Annotated in this window: 20 protein-coding genes; 7 read left to right on the top strand and 13 right to left on the bottom strand. The window is 29.8% G+C overall.

What is annotated here, in order from left to right; genetic code table 11:
- Window positions 1–3 precede the first annotated feature (3 nt).
- The 3 genes from H601_RS16575 to H601_RS0100985 form a co-directional block, all read right to left on the bottom strand.
- Window positions 4–711 carry an O-antigen ligase family protein gene (locus H601_RS16575; RefSeq protein WP_169628240.1) on the bottom strand — a complete coding sequence of 236 codons (708 nt, stop codon included), beginning with the start codon at window positions 709–711 and terminating at the stop codon, window positions 4–6.
- Window positions 712–1,289: 578 nt separating this feature from the next.
- Window positions 1,290–2,261, bottom strand: a complete 972-nt coding sequence (locus tag H601_RS0100990; protein ID WP_026709783.1) for an NAD-dependent epimerase/dehydratase family protein — start codon at window positions 2,259–2,261, stop codon at window positions 1,290–1,292.
- Window positions 2,262–2,333: 72 nt separating this feature from the next.
- Window positions 2,334–3,092, bottom strand: a complete 759-nt coding sequence (locus tag H601_RS0100985) for a WecB/TagA/CpsF family glycosyltransferase (RefSeq protein WP_035655304.1) — start codon at window positions 3,090–3,092, stop codon at window positions 2,334–2,336.
- Window positions 3,093–3,263: 171 nt separating this feature from the next.
- Here H601_RS0100985 and H601_RS0100980 point away from each other — a divergent pair, with 171 nt between their 5' ends.
- Window positions 3,264–3,758 (top strand): hypothetical protein, encoded by a 495-nt coding sequence (locus tag H601_RS0100980; protein ID WP_026709781.1) that lies wholly within the window; start codon window positions 3,264–3,266, stop codon window positions 3,756–3,758.
- 25 nt (window positions 3,759–3,783) lie between these two features.
- On the opposite strand, the gene H601_RS0100975 is transcribed toward H601_RS0100980, so the two are convergent.
- From H601_RS0100975 to H601_RS0100940, 7 genes are all read right to left on the bottom strand, one after another.
- Window positions 3,784–4,875 (bottom strand): glycosyltransferase, encoded by a 1,092-nt coding sequence (locus tag H601_RS0100975; RefSeq protein ID WP_026709780.1) that lies wholly within the window; start codon window positions 4,873–4,875, stop codon window positions 3,784–3,786.
- Window positions 4,865–6,049 (bottom strand): hypothetical protein, encoded by a 1,185-nt coding sequence (locus H601_RS0100970; protein ID WP_026709779.1) that lies wholly within the window; start codon window positions 6,047–6,049, stop codon window positions 4,865–4,867. Before H601_RS0100970 ends, H601_RS0100975 begins: the two co-directional genes overlap by 11 nt.
- Before the next feature lie 47 nt (window positions 6,050–6,096).
- Window positions 6,097–6,837 (bottom strand): FkbM family methyltransferase, encoded by a 741-nt coding sequence (locus tag H601_RS0100960; RefSeq protein WP_026709778.1) that lies wholly within the window; start codon window positions 6,835–6,837, stop codon window positions 6,097–6,099.
- Between the two features lie 111 nt (window positions 6,838–6,948).
- Window positions 6,949–8,643 (bottom strand): LIC_10190 family membrane protein, encoded by a 1,695-nt coding sequence (locus tag H601_RS0100955; protein WP_156900311.1) that lies wholly within the window; start codon window positions 8,641–8,643, stop codon window positions 6,949–6,951.
- A 3-nt stretch (window positions 8,644–8,646) separates the two neighbouring features.
- Entirely contained in the window at window positions 8,647–9,360 is a 714-nt protein-coding gene (locus H601_RS0100950; protein ID WP_035655301.1) for a class I SAM-dependent methyltransferase, read from the bottom strand.
- A gap of 4 nt (window positions 9,361–9,364) precedes the next feature.
- A complete protein-coding gene (locus H601_RS0100945; protein WP_026709775.1) occupies window positions 9,365–10,084 on the bottom strand; it encodes a glycosyltransferase family 2 protein in 720 nt (239 codons plus the stop codon).
- 59 nt (window positions 10,085–10,143) lie between these two features.
- Window positions 10,144–11,472 carry a lipopolysaccharide biosynthesis protein gene (locus tag H601_RS0100940; RefSeq protein WP_026709774.1) on the bottom strand — a complete coding sequence of 443 codons (1,329 nt, stop codon included), beginning with the start codon at window positions 11,470–11,472 and terminating at the stop codon, window positions 10,144–10,146.
- Window positions 11,473–11,687: 215 nt separating this feature from the next.
- Here H601_RS0100940 and H601_RS0100935 point away from each other — a divergent pair, with 215 nt between their 5' ends.
- The 4 genes from H601_RS0100935 to H601_RS0100920 are packed head-to-tail and all read left to right on the top strand — an operon-like array spanning window position 11,688 to window position 16,142.
- Window positions 11,688–13,016, top strand: coding sequence for an O-antigen ligase family protein (locus H601_RS0100935; protein WP_026709773.1), 1,329 nt, complete (start codon window positions 11,688–11,690; stop codon window positions 13,014–13,016).
- A gap of 1 nt (window position 13,017) precedes the next feature.
- Window positions 13,018–14,001 carry a UDP-glucuronic acid decarboxylase family protein gene (locus H601_RS0100930; RefSeq protein ID WP_026709772.1) on the top strand — a complete coding sequence of 328 codons (984 nt, stop codon included), beginning with the start codon at window positions 13,018–13,020 and terminating at the stop codon, window positions 13,999–14,001.
- A 3-nt stretch (window positions 14,002–14,004) separates the two neighbouring features.
- Window positions 14,005–15,372, top strand: a complete 1,368-nt coding sequence (locus H601_RS0100925) for an undecaprenyl-phosphate glucose phosphotransferase (protein ID WP_035655299.1) — start codon at window positions 14,005–14,007, stop codon at window positions 15,370–15,372.
- Entirely contained in the window at window positions 15,372–16,142 is a 771-nt protein-coding gene (locus H601_RS0100920; RefSeq protein WP_026709770.1) for a glycosyltransferase family 2 protein, read from the top strand. Before H601_RS0100925 ends, H601_RS0100920 begins: the two co-directional genes overlap by 1 nt.
- Before the next feature lie 48 nt (window positions 16,143–16,190).
- Here H601_RS0100920 and H601_RS0100915 read toward each other — a convergent pair whose 3' ends face one another.
- On the bottom strand, window positions 16,191–17,504 hold the full coding sequence (locus H601_RS0100915; RefSeq protein ID WP_026709769.1) for a phenylacetate--CoA ligase family protein: 1,314 nt from the start codon (window positions 17,502–17,504) through the stop codon (window positions 16,191–16,193).
- 136 nt (window positions 17,505–17,640) lie between these two features.
- Here H601_RS0100915 and purD point away from each other — a divergent pair, with 136 nt between their 5' ends.
- Window positions 17,641–18,912 carry a phosphoribosylamine--glycine ligase gene (purD, locus tag H601_RS0100910; RefSeq protein ID WP_026709768.1) on the top strand — a complete coding sequence of 424 codons (1,272 nt, stop codon included), beginning with the start codon at window positions 17,641–17,643 and terminating at the stop codon, window positions 18,910–18,912.
- Between the two features lie 49 nt (window positions 18,913–18,961).
- Here purD and H601_RS0100905 read toward each other — a convergent pair whose 3' ends face one another.
- Complete coding sequence (locus H601_RS0100905; protein ID WP_026709767.1) at window positions 18,962–19,192, bottom strand: DUF6341 family protein; 231 nt, start codon at window positions 19,190–19,192, stop codon at window positions 18,962–18,964.
- 46 nt (window positions 19,193–19,238) lie between these two features.
- Between H601_RS0100905 and H601_RS0100900 the strand changes: the two genes are divergently transcribed.
- Window positions 19,239–20,177, top strand: a complete 939-nt coding sequence (locus H601_RS0100900; RefSeq protein WP_026709766.1) for a DUF6427 family protein — start codon at window positions 19,239–19,241, stop codon at window positions 20,175–20,177.
- On the opposite strand, the gene upp is transcribed toward H601_RS0100900, so the two are convergent.
- Window positions 20,172–20,825, bottom strand: a complete 654-nt coding sequence (upp, locus tag H601_RS0100895; protein ID WP_026709765.1) for a uracil phosphoribosyltransferase — start codon at window positions 20,823–20,825, stop codon at window positions 20,172–20,174. The two genes, H601_RS0100900 and upp, sit on opposite strands and share 6 nt — an antisense overlap.
- Between the last annotated feature and the right edge of the window lie 22 nt (window positions 20,826–20,847).

The following is a 20,847-nucleotide window of genomic DNA, read 5'->3' as shown; positions in this document are numbered from 1 at the left end:
ACTTTAAATATTTTTTAGTTTTTCAGCTTTTAAGTTTTCAAAATATTTAAAATAACTCAAAAGGATTAACATAAAGAAGTATATTCCGTTTTGTCTGTAAAAATAATCTTCAATACAACACATAAGAAAAGTATTCACAATAAATACATAAAAAATAAATGAATTTAATTTTAGAGCAAAGTGTGTTACTTTGAAACAGAAATATAGAAACCCAATAAATCCAATAAATCCTGAACCTAAAAGAATGTATAGAAAATAGTTGTGAGATAAGTATTTGTGATTTTCATAAAAAGAAGAATGGTATTTTGATTCAAAACAATTCAAAAGTTGATTTTGAATATCATAAAAACCAACACCTTTCCAAAAATTATTTTTTATAATTTCCCAATCACAAGTATAAATAGCAACACGAATATTTGTAGAATCGTGTGCTACACCGGTTGGATTTATCCCAAAACTTGTAAAAATTTCAACAAAACGAATGTATAGTCCAGGAACATAAATCAAAGAAAGTATGAAGAAGAGGACAAGTATTACTATAAAAACTAACTTATTTATACGTGAAATCGAAGTATGAAATAAAAAGAATAAGCCCAACACCACGTTCATTAAAACAATATTCAATTTGGTAAGTAACAAAAAGGTGATAATGTATAAAAACACTAATATGATTAAATCGATTTTTTTTGGACAAAAAGTATACTTTTTCAATTTGAAAACCATACAAAAAATAACAACCGAAGTATAATAGGCAGGATGTATACTAAATATTTTCGTTTCACTATAAACGAAATCTCGGAACAAAGAGCTATTGTATTTGGTTTCTATTAAACTTGAAAGGGGATTGTTTAATATAAATAATAAGATATAGGAAATCCCCAATACCACACATATCCATGTGAGAAAATTAAAACAACGGTCTAAATTTTCTTTAGTAAATAAGCTAACAGGCGACAAGTAAAAAACTAAAGGGAAAAGTAAAAAAAGTAAAGCATGATTAATAGCATTACTACTTTCTTTTAATCTTCCATATAAAATAGCGTCTAATAGAATTATCCAAAACGGGATAGTAAAATAAAATATGCTTTTGTTTTTTTTTTCTTTAACTGGAAAACTAAACGAAGTTATTATAGTTAAAACAGCGAAAATTAAAAAAGTAAAAGAGGATAAATTTTCTTTTAATAAAGGAAAACTGAATAAAAGTAAAATAAAATAGGGATACCTTTTTACAATTAAACTGTTCATCTCTATAATTTTAGACATTGTAAAATGATATCCCTATGTAAGAATTAAAAAACAGATTCGTGTTTTTTAACTTGGCTATTAATCCAATCAAAAGTAAGCTTCATACCATCCAGCAAAGTCATAGATGGTTCCCAATTCAATTTTTCTTTAAGAAGTTTGTTGTCTGAATTTCTTCCTCTAACTCCTGTTGGTCCAGGAATATTTTTGATAGACAAATTTTTTCCTGAGATAGAAATCGCCATATTAGCAAAATCATTAATTGAAATCATTTCTTCTGAACCAATATTTACTGGACCTGTAAAGTTGGAGTCCATTAATCGTTTTATTGCTTCGATACACTCATCAATATATAAAAAAGAGCGGGTTTGTTTACCATCACCCCAAACTTCGATAGAATCACCATCTTTTGCTTCGGCTACTTTTCTACACATTGCTGCAGGTGCCTTCTCTTTACCACCTGACCATGTACCTTGTGGGCCAAAAATATTATGGAAACGAGCGATTCGAACATCTATTCCATAATTTCTATGGTATGAAAGATAAAGACGCTCACTAAATAATTTTTCCCATCCATATTCGCTGTCTGGATTCGCCGGATAAGCTGAGTCTTCTGAACATTTTGGATTATTTGGATCCATTTGATTATATTCGGGATACATACAAGCAGAAGAAGAGTAAAAAATTTTTTTAACCCCAGCCTTTTGAGCAGCACCTAAAATATTTAGGTTACATAATGCAGAATTATTCATTACATCAGCATCGTGTTCACCGGTAAAAATATAACCTGCACCACCCATATCTGCTGCTAATTGATAGATTTCATCTATTCCTTCAACAACCTTTTTTGCAACTACAGGATCTCTTAAATCACCTAAAATAAATTCGTCCGAGTTATTATTACCGTATTCGTTTTCCTTTAAATCAACACCTCTAACCCAAAAACCAGATGATTTTAATTTGTTTACTAAATGACCACCAATAAATCCACCAGCACCACAAACTAATATTTTTTTCATAAGAAATTAAATTTTAAGGCAAAAGTAATTTATTTGTATTGAATTAGAAAATTTCAAATTCAAATAAATTGATTAAGATTCATATGGTTTAGATTTGTATTTTAATATTAGACATAACAACTTAAAACCCTTCAAATATCTTGGTATAAATACTTTAGGTTTAGAAATACATCTTGCTAGCCACCCTAAATATAAATAATCAATCCATAGTGGCATTTTAACTTGTCTGCCTGTTTTAAAAGATATAGCTGCACCAGTACACATTATCGCTGGAGAAAAAGAAAGATTTTCTTTAAGGTATAGCCCCAATTTTTCTTGCGTTCCGCCGCCAATATTAATCATAATCCATTTAGGTTGAACTTCCTCACACATTTTCAGTAAATTATAATCCGTAACATTATTATTGTAAAATGGAGCAGTGTAATTGTAAATCGTATTGTTATTAAATCCGTTTATTTCTAGGTAATTTTTGTTAATACTACCATCTTCATCACTCGGATTTATAAGCATCAATCTGTGCTGATTTATTAAATTAGATTGTTTGGTAAAATACTCAATAAATTCCAAACCGGAAATTTTGTGAAGTTTTTTCTTTGAAATTATATTCCAAATCAAAATCATATATCCACTGTCAGGAATTATTAAATCTGATTTTAGTAATGATTCATAATAAGCTTTATCTTCTTTAATTGTAACTAAAGCCGGTGCGGCAGGTACCGTCATTAATCCTCCATTATGCTTTAAAAGGTTAAATGCATCTGATACTTTACCTTTAATGAATGAAATTCCTAATATTTGAACGGTAGGATTATTGCTTTTTTTTATATCCATCTAAAGGATTATTAATTTTTTTCTGTAAATTTTAACTAATTAAAATATCACTCATTTTTGGTCAAATAAAGTCTTTAAAACGAGTAACGTCAAAGAATTTCCAAAAATAATTTTTTTTTTAATTTTGAATAGAAAATATGTATAAATTTGTCCCGCTAATTTAATTTAAACATGAAAAAATTAATTTTTGTTTTTGCACTTGTAATCGTTTCTTGTGGAAGAGAAAAAAAAGAAGTGTCAGCACCCGTAAATGATAAGTTTAGCATCGTATTAGAAGCGGTTTATCAACTTGACGATAGTTTGTCTGTTGTAATAAAAAAAGATGGTTATTGGGATTATGAAAATCCAATATCTTTATCTGTTAAAGGTCAAGATTTAGCTCAAAAAATTACTGTTGATTTACCTGAACAAGTCTATTTAGAAAATTTTCAAGTTACATTAAGCACAAATAAAGAACAAAAACATTTGGATTTAAAAGGTGTAACTGTTTTTAATAATGAAAAAGTAATGCTAGAAGGTAGTGCACTAAAATATGTTCCTTATTTCAATGCTAATTCTGGAATGAAGTGGGATGAAAAAATGATGCGTAACGATTTAAATTTTAACGGTGAGTATCCTCCTGGATTTGTTGGAAATGAACAATTAGAATCGGTTTTGATGAATTAAAATAAAAGAGTTGGAAACAACTCTTTTATTTTTTTAAATCGTTATATAGTTCATTCCAAAGCCAGCCTTTTTTTTCCCAAGAGTATTCGTTATATGTAAATTCGGAAAGTTGATTTCCTCGGTTAATTCGTTCTTTAGTGCTCCAATGTGATGCCTCATTTAAAGCATGGGTTAAATCTTCTATTATGGGGTCAATTAATACCCCTCCGCTTTTATTCCAATCTTTTTTTAATCCGGTATTCCAAGTAGTTATTACAGGTGTTTTAAGAGAAGCAGCTTCCAAATTCACCATTCCAATAACTTCAGAATAAGAAGGATTCACAAAGGCTCTTGCTTGGCCAAATAGTTTCACTTTCTCATCTCCAATACATTCTCCAATACATTCAATTCGGGAATTTAAATTTTTAGATTCTATGAGTTTTTTGATGGTTTGTGAATATTCATTAGGAAATCCGGCTAGTTTGAGTTTAATTTTTTTATTTTCTATTTTTTCAAATGCTTGAATGAGCAATTCAATTCCTTTAACTTTATGAAACCTACCTAAAAATAAAAAATAGTCCTCTTCGGGAATAAATAAATCATTTTTATAATTTTCATCAATTGAAATTAAATTAGGGATTTCAACAATGTTTTTATGACCACTTAAACGGTATAGATTTTCTTTTTCATTACTCGTGATAGCATGTAAAACAGTTGTATTTTGAAGTAGTTTTTTTAAAATCAAATGGTAATACACTTGTTTTTTAAAACCTTTATCTTGAAACAAATACGGCTCTAACATTCCGTGAGCAGTTAATATAGATGGAGCTTTTTTGGTTTTTGCTATTTTTGAGGCAATGTATTGTGGATACATCCACACTCCATGCAGATGAATTATTGAATTGGACTGAATTGTCTTTTGTAAGTAGTTTTCCAAATCAGAATTGTAGTGCCATGAATTTCTTTTACTTTGAATTTCGTGAAAAGAGTCTGAAGCTTCTCTGTGAAGGGTAATAACTTTGGATTTAAAATCATCAGATGAATTTAAATAATGGTCAAGTTTTGAAATCATGGTTCTAAGACCACCGCTTTCATAAGTTAAGTCTTCAGCTATATGAAAAATTTCTTTAGGCTTCACGAGTTTTTGAGTTGGTGAAAATTTGTTTTTGTTCTTTTACACTAAAATAGAAAAGCCAAATAAATAAAAATAATTCTGGAGGGAAATAATGCCCATCTCGAAATAATTTTAGTAAAAAATAAATAAATACTCCTTGAGCAAAAAACAAATCAGGTCTTTTAAAAACGGTAGAACTGTAATACAAAAACAAAAATACTCCGATAATTCCAAAAAGGCCAAACTCAGAAAATAACCGAGTTGCTAATGAGTTGGCATCAAAAGAATTATCGGTATGTCTTCTTTGAATTCTAAGATACTCTGGAGGCCTCATTTCTTTCAAATATTTTTCAGTATGCATGTAATGATGGCTACCTATTCCACTTCCTAGAGGGTGATCTGAAATATTTTTTCTGGCAATATATAAATTCCCAATCATTACATAGGAACTCAAATTTGTTTTTTCGTCAAATTTTCCGGTTTGAATCACTTTCAATGAGTTGTAGGTATCATCAACTCTCATTTTGAAGAAGGTATGTTCACTGTAAATATAGTAAAAAACAGCTCCTACAATCGGTAGAAGTGCTACTAGATAACCCATTCTGCGTAAAGTTAAATTTGGCAGAATAAACATAAGTCCACAACCGATATAGCCTAAAGATGAATTTGATAAAATTAGTGTGCCAAAAATTATACTAAATTCCAGATATTTCTTTGATTTTAAATAATAATAGCAAGCCGGAATAACAACTACAACATAATGAGCAGGTTCTTTAAATATACTCATCAAGCGGTAGCGGGGTTCGTTGTAATTTATAACATAAAGTATGTATCCTATTACGGCTACATATAAACTCATCTTTATATAAACTTTTATGATTTCTGAGGTTTTAAAAAGAGATACCACATTGTAAAAGTAAGATCCCACTATCGCGATACCAATGATTTGCGAAAGCATAAAATTATAGGGAATACCTATGGCTGTGTAACAAACTAAGCCATGAATAAAGAATCCTAAAAGAATAAAAACAAAGTTGCGATTGAATTTGATGTGATTGATTTTAAGTAAGAGTAAAAAATTTGAAAGAACAATCAAATACAATAATTTCCAATCAATAATATAATTAAAGAAAAAGGCTTCTGTAAAAATGGCAAAAACCGAAGAGTAAAGAATATATTTTTTAATATTTATTTTCAAAAGCCAATTTTTTCAAATTTAAACCAATCCGGATTTGGTATTCAGAATTAGGGTTTGTAAAATATACCATCAACTTCGAGCTGTTTTCCAGTTTTTTTATCATAGAAACCGTTTTCAATAGCCATCAACTTAAAACCAAAGTTTTCTAATTTTTTTTTAATGGTTTCGTAGGTTAATGCACCCTCATAACTTGGAATAAAAGCCATTTCTATTTGAATTCCATTGATTTTACTTAGGCTATTTAAAGCACCTTCTAAAACTTTTTCTTCATAACCTTGGGTATCTATTTTGAGATAGATTTTTTTACCGTTTAATTGCAAAGAATCAAAAAGCGTATCAAGCTTCGCTATTTTTATTTCTTCTTGTGTGATAAAGGAGGCTTCGGGAGCACTTTCGGTTAGTTGTGGAAGGTTGTTTAGTAAAGAGCTACTAACAGAGTTTTTAGAAATATTAATAACCGCTACGCCATCGCGTTCGCCTAATGAAGAGTGGTAAACATCCCAAAGCGGGTCGTTTTTTGCATTTTTAGCCAATTTAGTAAAAGCCTCTTGCATCGGTTCAAAAGAAATGATTTGACCTTTGAATCCTAAATTTCTCATCTCACCTCCATACTGACCAATATTGGCACCCACATCTAAAATGACATCTATTTGATTGGATTGAATCAATTTTATACGTCTATCTAGTTCCGGACTCGGATATTTTGAAATTTCAATGCGGGTTACCGAATTAAATAAGCGTTTTAGTTTGAGTAGGAAGCTTTTATTTTGAAGTAGGAATGAATTCATTTTTATGGTTTATCTCTAGTCTTGGGCTTTCAACTTATTTATAGCTCCAAATGTACAAATTATTAAAGTTTTGATTGTAATATTTTATTTTTTAAAATATCTATAATATTCCTATTTTGCTTTAAAACCATCTTGAAAACTATCTCCTCTTAACTCAAAATCATCTTGATAAAACCAAGTACAAGGAAATTGGTCAAAACACTGGGAACGCTCTATAGCAGGGTAATATATAGTATGATATTCCATTTTCTTATTTGGAATTAATACAGAATTAAAAATTATTCTTTTTTTAAATTTCACATTGTAAACGTCATTTTGTAAATAGATGAATTTGTTTGTATTTGATAGAGAACGGTATTCTGTTTTAAATTTTTGATAACTTTCTTGTATTAAGATAAAAAACCCGAGAAACACTAAAATTTGAAATACATTCTTAAAAATTAAAACATATTTTTTAAATAAAGGTTCAAGTAGTAATAATGGTAGAACGCTTAAAAGCAAAATGAATGAAAAAGAAAAACGAAAATCAGGAGCAGTAAAAAACCAAAAAACGAAACCAAAAATAGAGATAAAGAAGACTAATAAAAGAGATTTACTTTTGAAAAAAAACAACTTTAAATTGGTTAAAATGAAAATAACTAAAGGAGATAAACATGCCGAAATTAAAAGAAATTTATTGGTTGTTGTTTGTAATTTCCACCATTTTGGAATCCATTCAGTATAACTTAAATTAAGCACTTCAGTTTTAGATTCAAAAGGTATTCTAGCCCAAGATGTAATCCACTCCCTTATACTAATTACTTTTTCGACTTTTATTTTCCAATCAAATTCAAAAATATCTAAATGTTCCATTGGGAATATTAAATATCCAGTTAAAATAACATTTCTAATTAACCAAGGAGAAACTAATATAAAGCTAATTATTAAAAAAGATTTAACTTTTTGAAAAATAGATATGTCTCTGTTAATTAAAGCAATAAAACTTAACAACAATAATGGAGCAGTTGATATTTTTAAAGTAAAACAAAAAAGAGAAACAACTACAAAGAGAATTTGTTTTTCGCTAATCGATTTAACATCTACAATAATCTGAAGCATTAAAAAGGCTACAAATATATTTGGTAATAAATCGGTTCCCGGAGACGAAATATCTGATAAATACTGTTTTGTAAAATAAAAGAAGAAAACAAATAAAAGTAAACCTTTGGACTTAGAAATATTAAAAATGCTTTTAAAAATCCATATACCAAAAACAAAATAAACACAAGAGTTTACCGGAAAAATGTATTGATTATATAGTTCGTAAAAAGAAAAACAGGCACTTAAAGTAAAAACACTTGAGTTTAATCCAAAGCGATCATGTAAATTTGCTAAGCCTGGAACAACCTTGTAGTTTTCTATCCATTGAATTGCGTTGATATGATACAGATAAGAGTCATAATTTTGTGGAACTAAAACCGATACTAGTAATGTAAGAATTAGTAAACCAACAATTAATCCTACGGTTTTTTTATTTCTTTTAAACCATTTAAAATTGTAAATCTGAAATTTCCCAATAAAAAAAGATTTGTGTTTGTAGAAGAAAATTACTGATGGAACAGAAATAAAAATTAAAGTATAAAATGTGATTGGACTAAAAACAGAAATGAAATTTAAAATAGTTCCAATAAAGCAAATCCCTATAAAGAAATGATCTATTAAACTATATTTAGTTCTTTGTTTGGTATCAAATAGTTTGAGAGCCATTCCTCCAAAAGATATCGAGAGAAAGATTATAACACTAAAACAAAAGAGTAAAATAAGCATTGTTTAAACTTTTTTGGATACACATATAACAGATAACCCTATTTTGTTTAGTATAATTTTATCTGCCCATCTAAAAACAGGAACCAATAAATTAAATAATCCCATTTGATTTTCTGGTATGGTTTTTTTCTTCAATATTGATCCAGATATATACCAACCTATAATCCCAATAAAATTAAAATAAAAAGAGTTGACAATTTCTAGATTATTTTCAGCAATTACAGTTTCAATTTTTTTTCTTGTATAACGTCTGAAATGTTCAAGTTCTTTGTCGAAGTTATTGAATAAAAATTGATAAGCAGGTACTAAAATAATGAGACTACCTCCTTTTTTTAATAACTTTTTACAATTAGCTATTGCTTGCCTATCGTCTTCAATATGTTCAATTACATTCAAAGCGAAAACGGTATCAAATGTTCCAATTATTTCATCATATTTCGTGTCAAATTCAGGATCAATTAGATTTATTTTAATAGTTGGATTTGTAAATTTTTTTGAAACAATTTCAAGGTAATTTTCTCTTAAATCGCTTAGAACAATATCTTGAGAGTCTTGTATAAAAAATTCAGAAATATTACCTATTCCACAACCAATCTCTAAGATTCTACCCTTACAAAACGGTTTTATTGTTTCATACATCCATCTGTTGAATTTATTCGCTTTTTCTATAACATGAAGGGTTTCCATTCCTTCAAGATCAATTTCTTTTAAACTCATAATCTTAATTTATCTTGAATAAACCATATTTTAAAATGCAATAAATAGCTCTAAAGCCATCTTTCCAACCAATTTTTTTTCCTTCTTCATAGGTTCTTCCGTAATAAGAGATACCCACTTCATAAATTCTAATTTTTGGTATTCGCGAAATTTTAGCGGTTATCTCTGGTTCAAAGCCAAAACGTTTTTCACGAAGCGGAATTTGTTGAATGATATTGGTATTGAAAAGCTTGTAACACGTTTCCATATCTGTAAGATTAAGATTGGTAAACATGTTAGATAAAAAAGTTAAAAATTTATTACCTATAGTGTGCCAAAAGAAAGAAATTCTATGTGGATTTCCGCCCATAAAACGGCTACCATACACTACATCGGCAAAACCATCTAAAACCGGTTGAATCAACAAATTAAATTCATTGGGGTCGTATTCTAAATCTGCATCCTGAATAATTAAATATTCACCTGTAGCTTTACTAATTCCGGTGTGTAGTGCAGCTCCTTTGCCTTTGTTTACCTCATGTTTAAAGTATTGAATCGACATATCAGGATGAGTTTCAATGTATTTTAAAATAGCTTCCTCAGTATTGTCTTTAGAACAATCGTTTACAATAATGATTTCTTTTTCAATGCCATTAGGTAATGTAACATTTTGAAGTTTATCTAATATAAAATGAATAGTTGGACCTTCGTTGTAAGCAGGTATTATTATAGAAAGTTTGTTCATTTAAGTTTGGTTTGTTTATTTAATTTTTGACTATGGTGCGGAAAGATATAGAAATTTTTTCAAATGATTTTGTGTGTGAGATTCTTTTTTACAATTCTGTATGATTCCCAGGGTTGTAAAAAGCACCAAATGAATACCAAAACTGCAGAAGCTATAGCTACTGAAGAAACTCCAAAATGAAATTGAATAAGAAAATAGGTGATGGGAATTTTTAACAAGACACTTACTACCAAGGTTAGGATGTACCTCTTTAATTCTCCGATACCACTTAGAAAAAAACCATAAAAAAGCGAATACAATCGAAATAAGGTTAAGAATCCAATTGAAATGAATAACGTTTGAGAATAGTTAAAATCAGGTGAAATCCAAAGAGGAAATATCCATGGAGCTAACAAAGCAAAAAATACAAATAATAAAGAAATAACTAAAAACCCTAAGTTGAATTTGCGAAAACCGTCAAGCAACCAATGGTATTCTTTTTCATAATATTTTTTAGCAAAAATAGACCATAAGGGAGACATAGCCGCCATTAAAACCATTAGTGGAAATTGAAAATATTTGGTCAAAATCTCATAAGAAACTACCTCGGTTGAACCAAAAAAATAACTGATTAAATAGGTGTCAGAATTAAAAATAAAAATAAAGCACACTTGTATAATCATAAACTTTATACCCATCAGGTAAAGTTCTTTCAAGAAATTTTTAGGTGATTTTGTTCTTTTTTGAAACGAAATTTTTTCACTTTTAAACAAGTGCATCGTATACCCTAAATGCACACCAATCCCTACAATACCATTACAAATAGAAACCATAAGTAATTTAGTATCTGCATCAAAATCGTTTCCCCATAAGTAAAGGGAAACCAAGGATATCAACAAAAAAATTTGATTAACGGCAATTGATTTTTCGGCATATTTTCCTTTTAAAAAACCTACGTAAAGAGACTTGTGAGTATTGAGAATAAATTGAACACAAAAAAAACCTATGTTTAAAACAAAAAGAAACTGAATAAATCCAAGTGAAAAACCGGTAATGTTTAAAATGTTCGTTATATCAAAAAAATAAATTAATACTGAAAAAATTAAGAAAGAAAAGAAGGCAATACCAGTTGTAATTTTATACGTTGATTTAATGTAAGCGTTTAATTGCGAGGGATTATTCTCTAATTTTAGAACCGGAATTTTGGTTTTGAGTACACTTGAAATACCCAAGTCCATTAATAGAATCCACTGAAACAAAGCAAATATTAGAACCCAAATACTAAAACTGTTTTCTCCCAAAAACTGTATTAAAAGCGGAATGGATATAAAAAGGGATAGACCTGATATACCTTTATAGACACCGCTTAAAAATAAATTGTTTTGAAATAAAATTCGAAATTTTTGCATCAAATGGAAAGGGGTTAAAATTCACTTATGCTAACACAATAAATTGATTCTATGTCAAATTTTAAATCAATTGGCAATATACGAGATTGAATGCAAATATAATCTAAAGTGTTATTTAATTACATTTTTGAGTAGTCAATAGTAAAAATTACCAGTATTATGAAAAAAATAGTACCTTGCAAAGGGTTTGAATTATTTTATTTCAAATGTAGAACATGTATAAAGCTCAACATTCAATAAATACTTTTTTTAAGGATATACTTTTTGAATCTAAAAATCACCATTCCTTTTTACCCATGGTATTGCTTTTGGTTACCTTGCCACTGCACAATGGATTGAACAATGTGATGCTAGTTTTGTATGCTCTATCTGTCATTTTCTCTTTTAAAAGAGAAAATGTGCATTGGGTTAAAAATTTATTTCCGCTCATAGTTTTATTTTTTATGACAATTCTTTCTCTGAGTTGGAGTATAGATTTAGAGAGGTCTTTAAGAGCATTACCCCGATTTACGGCTTTTCTTTTAGTGCCTGTTTTATTTATGCTTTCAAAGCCTTTCAGTAGGAAACAGTTGAGTCTAATTTTGAGAATTTACAGTTATTCTATTGTGATTTATTGTTTGTTTTTTACACTAAAAGCTTTCAGTCTTTTTATTATTTCACAAGATGTCTCCGTTTTTTTCTTTCACGGATTGGTTCCTAAAGAACTGAATGCGGTTCATGTCTCGGTATACGTTGGTATGGCTTTTTTCATTTTAATTCAGCAAAACCAAAGAAGTTATTTAACAACTCTTTCGCTTTTATTGTTATTTGTTTTTATGATATTATTATCTGCCTATGCTATTTTAATTACTTTTTTACTGCTTTTTATTGTTTATTTGTTTTATTTCACCAAAACAGGAAAACAATTGAGGCTTCGAAACCTAATAGTCTTTATTTTGTTTATTGGAAGTGTTTTTTTTACGGGTAAAATTCAAGATTCTGTAGAAAGTGAATTAAAAGCAAAGTCAGAAAAAAGTATTAATCATACCGTAATAGCAAAAGAGGAAGTGGGTTTAAGAATAGTAAGTATCAATGAAGCCTGGACAAACAAAGAGTTTTCACCCAATGATTTTTTTCCAGGAACCGCTTTTCGGGTTTATCAAGCTCGCTTATTTTATGAGTTGTTTCAAGAAGATAAAGTGTTTTGGACAGGTTTCGGCTTGAATGCATCCTATAAAAAACTACAAGAAAAAGCTAAATCATATAATGTTTTTCAAGGAAATGAAACACAAGAAGGCTACCAAAATAAAAATTTTCACAACCAATACATTCAAAATTTTGCCGAGTTAGGTTTTTTTGGTTTTTTGATTTTATTGCTTTTGGTTGCAATTGTATTTAAAAATGCCCTACAACAAAAAGATTTTATTCAAATTGCTTTTGCAGTTCTAATGATAAGTTTATTTTTGACAGAAAGTTTCTTATGGCGACAAAGAGGCGTTGTTTTTTTTACAGCATTTTATTGTTTGTTTACCGCCACGCAACTTTTGCCAACAAAAAAAGATTAATATGAAGAGAATTCTTATAACAGGAGCGGCCGGATTTTTAGGCTCGCATCTATGTGACCGGTTTATTGCAGAGGGCTATTATGTTATTGGAATGGATAATTTGATAACCGGAGATTTAAAAAACATCCAACATTTATTTAAAGAACCTCATTTTGAATTTTACCATCACGATGTAACGAAGTTTGTATTTGTTCCCGGAAATCTGGATTATATCTTACATTTTGCCTCACCGGCTAGTCCAATTGATTATTTAAAAATACCCATTCAAACTCTAAAAGTGGGTTCTTTGGGAACACATAATTTATTGGGATTGGCAAGAGTTAAAAAAGCCAGAATATTAATAGCTTCAACATCTGAAGTATATGGAGATCCTTTGGTACACCCTCAAACTGAAGAATACTATGGTAACGTAAATACCATAGGACCACGAGGAGTATACGATGAAGCCAAACGTTTTCAGGAATCCATCACCATGGCTTATCATACTTTCCATGGTTTAGAAACTAGAATTGTTCGTATTTTTAACACCTATGGCCCACGTATGCGATTAAATGACGGGCGTGTTATTCCCGCTTTTATTGGTCAAGCGTTACGCGGTGAGGACTTAACCATTTTTGGAGATGGCATGCAAACCCGATCTTTTTGTTATGTAGACGATCAAGTAGAAGGGATTTACCGTCTTTTGTTATCCGATTATCACATGCCGGTAAATATTGGAAATCCCGATGAAATCACCATAAAAGATTTTGCAGAAGAAATCATAAAACTAACCGGAACGCAACAAAAAGTAGTCTACCATCCTTTACCCATAAACGACCCCTTGCAACGCCAACCCGATATTACAAAAGCAAAAGCAATTTTAGGCTGGGAACCCAAAGTTTCCAGAGCTGAGGGTATGAAGATTACTTATGAGTATTTCAAAACATTATCTACCGAGGAACTTTTAAAAGAGGAACATAAAGATTTCTCAGGATTCATTCATTAAAAAATGGTAGCAGCTCAAAGAGGAAGATATTCTAAATATATTCGACCAATAAGTGTTTTTTTAGACTTGTTGGTTATCGTATTTTTAACTTTATTCTTTTTTGAAAATCTATCACTTGATTTTTTTTATTTTGAAACATATCTTGTTATTTCTTGGTCTTTAATTGCTTTTATTGTTGGTTTTTATGAAGTTTACCGCTTTACAACACCAGTTGAAATTTTATCTAAAATCCTCAAACAATTTGTAGTTTTTTGTTTGGTTATAATTGCGTATTTTCCGTTTGCTAAGGAATCTGTTTTTAGTGGAAAGGCTATTGCTTTCTATATGATTGGTGCGTTTATATTGATTGTTTTACTTAAATATTTATTGTTTTATTATTTAAAAAAGTATAGAATTATTACCGGTAGTAATTACAGAAACGCAATAATAATTGGTTATACAGAAGAGGCTAAAAATCTAAAAGAACTTTTTGAAAATAGAAATGACTATGGTTATCGTTTTTATGGCTATTTTTCTGACAAAAAAACAAATGAAAACATAAAAGGTAAAGTAAGTGATGTCAAGACATTTGTTGTAGAAAACAAAATAGACGAGATTTATTGTTCCTTAAATGAAATTACAAACGAACAACTCAAAGAGTTAGTAGAATTTGCTGATGAAAATAATAAAACCATTAAGTTTATTCCAGATACAAAACAAATTTTTTCCAAAAACTTGAAGATTGATTATTATGAAATGTTTCCGGTACTTTCATTGCAAAGAACATTATTGCATGTGCCAATAGTTAAAGGGTTTAAAAGATTTTTTGACATTGTTTTTTCGTTGTTGGTCATTGTTTTTTTATTGTCATGGTTAATGCCAATTTTGGCAATACTTATTAAATTAGAATCAAAAGGTCCTGTTTTTTTCAAACAAGGAAGACCCGGTTTGGATGAAGAAGAATTTTTTTGCTATAAATTTCGTTCCATGCAAATTAATTATACAACCGAAAAAGAAGCATCAAAAAATGACCCAAGAGTTACCAGAATTGGTCGTTTCTTGCGAAAAACCAGTTTGGATGAAATGCCGCAATTTTTCAATGTGCTAGTTGGTGATATGTCGGTAGTAGGTCCTCGACCTCATCTTTGGTCTCAAAATAAAGCCTATGGGAATCGAATCAAAAAATATATGGTTCGTCATTATGTAAAACCCGGTATCACAGGTTTAGCTCAGGTAAAAGGTTTTAGAGGCGAAATTGAAACAGATGAAGACATGATAAACCGTATTAAATATGATGTCTTTTATATAGAAAATTGGTCGTTTGTAATGGATTTAAAAATCATTTTTCAAACCGTTATAAACATCTTCAAAGGAGAAGAAAAGGCATACTAATGAATGCTTTAGTTTCTATAATTACTCCAACTTTTAATTCTGCAAAATATATTGCTGAAACGATTCAATCCGTTCAAAATCAAACGTATTCCAATTGGGAAATGATAATTGTAGATGACGCTTCGTCTGATGAAACAGTACAAATTATTGAAAGCTATTCCCAAAAAGATGTAAGAATAAAAAATATAATTTTTGAAGATAATAAAGGGGCTGGAATTGCTCGCGATACAGCAGTAAAAATCTCAAAAGGTAAATACATAGCTTTTCTTGATGCGGATGACTTATGGAAGGCTAATAAATTGGAAAAGCAATTGAATTTTATGAAAAAAAATGAATTATATTTCACTTTTTCATTTTATGAATGTATTGATGAAGATGGAGTTTTATTAAATAAACTTATTCAATGTCCTCAAAACTTAAGTTATCGGCAGCTTTATTTTTGTAACTATGTAGGAAACTTAACTGGAATTTATGATGTTGATTTTTTTGGCAAAATTTCAATATCACATGTAAGAAAAAGACAAGATTGGATAATGTGGTTAACTATTCTAAAAAAAATTAAAATAGCTTATCCTGTTCAAGAAAGCTTGGCCTTATATAGGATAAGAAAAAATTCAATTTCTTCTTCAAAATTAGATTTAATTAAATACAACTACAAAGTATATCGAGAGCATCATAATTGTAATGTATTTGTTGCAATTATAAGTATAATTATTTTTTTATTTATTCAATTGTTTGTAAAGCCTTCATACATCAAAAAAGAAAAGTGAAAGTTAAAAAGGGTTGCTTATAATTTTGGTTTAATTTCTAATACTTTTTTATTTAATATCAGTTTGAAATTGTTTTAACTTACCACTTTTTGTTCGTTCTAAAATTGTTTTTCTGTTATAAGTAAACGTTAAACCTGGTTCTAAATATTCGGCAATTGATTTTTCAATTTCTTTAATTTGGATTTCATTTAATTCTGTAGAACTTACATAATCTATTTCAAAGTGATCAATCTTTTTTTGTCTGATTATGAATTCTTTTACGTTGCCATCGTCTTTTATTATGCTTTTTGTCACATAATAAAAGGTTAAACCGGGTGATTTTTTACCACTTGGTAAGACAGCAAAATCATTAGTTCTCCCAATTAATTTTTTTAAATAAACATTTTTAAGTGTACTTTTTTCATCAATTATTCCAATATCGCCAATTTCATATCGAATAAAAGGATGTGCGAAATTATATAATGAAGTAATTACAATTTTACCTTCTTTCCCGTGTGGAACTGGCAAATTGTTCTCATCTAAGATTTCAACAAAAATAGTTTCAGTATTTACTTGCCATTCACCTTTTGGGTTTTCAAACGCAATTAAGTCTAGTTCTGATGCACCATATTCATTTATGATAGGAATGCCTAAATATTTTTCCAACATTTTTCTATCATCTTCAAAAAGCATTTCTGAAGTTACCATGCAAATCTTAAGAGTTGGACAAACATCAGTTAGAATGATGTTTTTTTCTTGTAAATATTTACCAAATAATACTATTGAACTAGTGTAGCCATTGATATAATTAAATTTTTTATTTTTAAATTGTATCAATATTGTATCCAAAACTTTCTCTGATAAATCGAATATAGGAAAACGATATCGATGACTTAAAAAATCCTTTAAACGTTCTTTATAATAACCATAAAAATCGAGAGGAATTCCATAAAATCGAGCTTGAAAGGAACTGTTAAAGTCAATTCCATACCATCCAAAACGATGAAGTATTGAAGCCCATGTAATTGCATGAGCTTTTTTATCTTTAGCAAAAATAAAAGGATCACCACTTGAACCGGATGTTTTATTTACAAAAACATTTTTTTCTAAATAACCATTGGAAAGTCTCTCCTTAAGAGGTTTTTGTAAGTCTTTTTTAGTTAGTACTGGTAATTCATTCCAAGAATTAAATGATTTTCCTTTGTTTAAAGTACAATAAAACGAATTGTTTTGTAAGTGGAATTCTACAATTTCCTTCTTTTTGTTTACAATATATTTTTCATAATCCTTTTCAGGTATTTTTACTATTTCCTCAAATTCTTTCATAGCTTTCTTTATAGGAAAACCACTCATTTTTAATGAAAGAAGAAATATATTAAACATTCAAAAGAAATTTCTTCAAAAATATAAAATCCAAAACCGATAAACTATTCAACCGTCTTTTTTTTTATCTCAAAACAAAGTATTTTTGTCCAACAACAAATTGAACAAGTAAGAAGTTCAACAAAAGCAACACAACATGACAATTTTACTCCTTGGTTCTGGCGGACGCGAACATGCGTTGGCATGGAAACTACTTCAAAGCTCAAAATGTTCCAAACTTTTTGTAGCTCCCGGAAATGCCGGAACTGCTTCCATAGCAACAAATATTTCAATCCAACCAACCGATTTTGAATCCATTAAAAAGTTGGTTGTGGAAGAAAATATTGAAATGATTGTCGTTGGTCCAGAAGACCCATTAGTAGACGGAATTTTTGATTTCTTTAAAAATGACGCTGAATTAAAATCAATTCCCGTGATTGGCCCTTCAAAAGAAGGTGCAAAACTGGAAGGGAGTAAAGAATACGCCAAAGAATTTCTAATCAAACATAAAATTCCAACTGCGGCTTATGATAGTTTTACGACAGAAACAGTTGAAAAAGGATGTCAATTTTTAGAAACATTATCGCCCCCTTATGTTTTAAAAGCAGATGGTTTGGCAGCCGGAAAAGGTGTTGTAATTCTTAATGTTTTGGAAGAAGCCAAAACGGAATTGCGAAACATGTTGGTACATCAAAAATTTGGTAATGCGAGTTCAAAAGTGGTGATTGAAGAATTTTTAGACGGAATCGAATTAAGTTGTTTCGTGTTAACCGATGGAAAAAACTACAAAATTCTTCCCACAGCCAAAGATTATAAACGAATTGGCGAAGGCGATACCGGTTTAAATACCGGCGGAATGGGTGCTGTTTCTCCAGTTCCGTTTGCAGATGCTGTTTTGATGGAAAAAATAGAAACCCGAATTGTAAAACCTACTATTGAAGGGCTTCATAAAGACGGAATTGAGTACAAAGGTTTTGTCTTCATAGGTTTAATCAATGTAAAAGGAGAACCGATGGTGATTGAATACAATGTACGAATGGGCGATCCTGAAACCGAAGTGGTAATGCCAAGAATTAAATCAGACTTGGTTGAATTATTTCAAGCGGTTGCTAATCAAACGTTAAATGAAATTTCACTTGAAATCGATTCCAGAAGTGCTACTACTATCATGTTGGTTTCGGGGGGTTATCCGGAAGAGTACGAAAAAGGAAAAATCATTTCAGGAATTGAAAATGTGAACGGCTCTATTGTTTTTCATGCGGGAACCAAACTTGAAAACGAAAACATTGTTTCAAATGGAGGAAGAGTTTTGGCTATCACTTCGTATGGTTCAGATTATAAAGAGGCCATAAAAAAATCTTATCAAAATATAGAAAAGCTACATTTTGATAAGATGTATTATAGAAAAGATATCGGATTTGATCTTTAAATTTAAAATAAGTAGAAGTTGGATTGATAAAAATCTGACTTCTGTTTTTTTACTTAAAAAAAGAATGAGCCGTAGTATCTTGGTTTTCTTCGTTGTTGGCTTTGTGTAATTTTAATTGTTTAATCCAATAAACAATTGCAGCCGAACAGATAATCATAAACAACCAGTTGATGGTGTTGGCTCCCCACCAATTTGATAATTCCAAATTTCTGAAAAAATCGTATGGAAGAAAAAGAAAATCTACAAATAATGATTGAATTCCCTCGAAAAATGCTTTCATGGTATAAAGTATTATATTTACAACCACAAAAGTATAAAATATCCTTATGATTGCAAGTATTTTTAGTAAATCAAGACCATTTAATTACATTTTAGTTGTTGTTACTTTGGTTTTGTCTTTCTTTATCTACCAAATTCAACAACAAAACAGCAATTCAACATCAAACGAAATTATGGGTTGGATGGCTAAATTAGGTATTTTATTGACGTTAATTGCCTCATTGTTTATTACCAATTTCATCACTAAACGTAACGGATTAAGTAAAGACAATAGCTATTCCTCTCTTTTTTTTATTGCTTTTTTACTATTTATTCCTAAGGCTTTTACAGATAGTTCAATTGTTATTTCTTCCTTTTTTATATTGCTGGCCATGAGAAGATTAATTTCAATGAAATCGATGGTCACGCCAAAAGAAAAAATATTTGATGCTTCCTTATGGATTTTTATAGCCGCTTTGTTTCATTTTTGGAGCATACTTTTTATTGTAATTGTTTTTGTATCGATAGTATTTCACGTTTCCGGAGATTACAGAAATTGGGTACTCCCTTTTATTGCTTTTTTTGCGGTGGGAATTGTTTTTCTGTTTTTCTCACTCCTTTTTGATAAAACATGGATTTATTTAATATGGAATCAAATAGAAGCTGATTTTACCTTTTTCTACTTAGAAAGATCAGCAGCAAACGCAGCTTTGATTTTGTATGGATTGTTTTCATTCGTATTTTTAATTGCAATGCTCCTTACACTTTCTAAACGTCCCATCATCATGTTGGCGTCTTATAAAAAGGTAATTTATATCTTTTTAATTAGTCTCTTGATATATGTAATTTCTCCTGAAAAAAACAATGCATTATTATTGTATAGTACCATGCCACTATCCATCCTAGCTACAGCTTATCTGGAAATTAGTAAAGATACTGTGCTAAAAGAAATTATTGCCGGTTCGGTTTTGGCGTGTGGAATACTATTGTTTATTTTTCAATTATAATTTGACCCCATAAGCCAAATCTCCGGCATCGCCCAAACCGGGAATGATGTAGTTTTTTTCGTTTAATTTTTCATCCAAAGCCGCAACCCATAAATGACAATTGGCAGGAAGATTTTCTTCTAAATACGCAATTCCTTCGGGAGCTGCAATAACTACAGCAATGTGAATTTCTTTCGGTTTCTGCTCTAAATGCAATTTGTTCAAAACAGCCACAATCGATTGTCCGGTGGCTAGCATCGGATCGATTAAAATTAAAGTCTTATTTTCAAAAGAAGGAGCTGCTTGGTATTCTACCAAAATATCAAAATAATCGTCATTATTCGGATGATGACGATAAGCCGACACAAATCCATTTTCGGCATTATCAAAAATATTCATAAAACCGGTATGCAACGCTAAGCCGGCTCTCAGAATGGAACACAAAACCACATGGTCTTCCAACGCAGTAGTTTTTTTGATGCCAAGCGGTGTTTGCACTTCAATAGGAATATAAGGAAGCGTTTTACTCAATTCATACGCCATAATTTCGCCAATTCGCTCAATGTTTTTTCGGAAACGCATGCTGTCGTTTTGAACAGAAACATCACGAATTTGTGCCAAAAAATGATTGAGAATACTGTTTTGTTCCGAAATATAATGAAGATGCATAAACGTTTTAGTTTTGAATTAG

The sequence above is a fragment of the Flavobacterium filum DSM 17961 genome, assembly GCF_000425465.1.
Taxonomy (GTDB): Bacteria; Bacteroidota; Bacteroidia; order Flavobacteriales; family Flavobacteriaceae; genus Flavobacterium; species Flavobacterium filum.
This window is presented reverse-complemented; position numbering and strand designations above follow the sequence as displayed.

Excerpts from the sequence above, each read along its gene's own strand:
- H601_RS0100990 (WP_026709783.1), bottom strand. The coding sequence starts at position 2,261 with ATGAAAAAAATATTAGTTTGTGGTGCTGGTGGATTTATTGGTGGTCAT.
- upp (WP_026709765.1), bottom strand. The coding sequence starts at position 20,825 with ATGCATCTTCATTATATTTCGGAACAAAACAGTATTCTCAATCATTTT.
- H601_RS0100955 (WP_156900311.1), bottom strand. The coding sequence starts at position 8,643 with ATGCTTATTTTACTCTTTTGTTTTAGTGTTATAATCTTTCTCTCGATA.
- H601_RS0100960 (WP_026709778.1), bottom strand. The coding sequence starts at position 6,837 with ATGAATTCATTCCTACTTCAAAATAAAAGCTTCCTACTCAAACTAAAA.
- purD (WP_026709768.1), top strand. The coding sequence starts at position 17,641 with ATGACAATTTTACTCCTTGGTTCTGGCGGACGCGAACATGCGTTGGCA.
- H601_RS0100950 (WP_035655301.1), bottom strand. The coding sequence starts at position 9,360 with ATGAGTTTAAAAGAAATTGATCTTGAAGGAATGGAAACCCTTCATGTT.
- H601_RS0100935 (WP_026709773.1), top strand. The coding sequence starts at position 11,688 with ATGTATAAAGCTCAACATTCAATAAATACTTTTTTTAAGGATATACTT.
- H601_RS0100900 (WP_026709766.1), top strand. The coding sequence starts at position 19,239 with ATGATTGCAAGTATTTTTAGTAAATCAAGACCATTTAATTACATTTTA.
- H601_RS0100980 (WP_026709781.1), top strand. The coding sequence starts at position 3,264 with ATGAAAAAATTAATTTTTGTTTTTGCACTTGTAATCGTTTCTTGTGGA.
- H601_RS0100925 (WP_035655299.1), top strand. The coding sequence starts at position 14,005 with ATGGTAGCAGCTCAAAGAGGAAGATATTCTAAATATATTCGACCAATA.
- H601_RS0100920 (WP_026709770.1), top strand. The coding sequence starts at position 15,372 with ATGAATGCTTTAGTTTCTATAATTACTCCAACTTTTAATTCTGCAAAA.
- H601_RS0100945 (WP_026709775.1), bottom strand. The coding sequence starts at position 10,084 with ATGAACAAACTTTCTATAATAATACCTGCTTACAACGAAGGTCCAACT.
- H601_RS0100930 (WP_026709772.1), top strand. The coding sequence starts at position 13,018 with ATGAAGAGAATTCTTATAACAGGAGCGGCCGGATTTTTAGGCTCGCAT.
- H601_RS0100905 (WP_026709767.1), bottom strand. The coding sequence starts at position 19,192 with ATGAAAGCATTTTTCGAGGGAATTCAATCATTATTTGTAGATTTTCTT.
- H601_RS0100940 (WP_026709774.1), bottom strand. The coding sequence starts at position 11,472 with ATGCAAAAATTTCGAATTTTATTTCAAAACAATTTATTTTTAAGCGGT.
- H601_RS0100915 (WP_026709769.1), bottom strand. The coding sequence starts at position 17,504 with ATGTTTAATATATTTCTTCTTTCATTAAAAATGAGTGGTTTTCCTATA.
- H601_RS0100985 (WP_035655304.1), bottom strand. The coding sequence starts at position 3,092 with ATGGATATAAAAAAAAGCAATAATCCTACCGTTCAAATATTAGGAATT.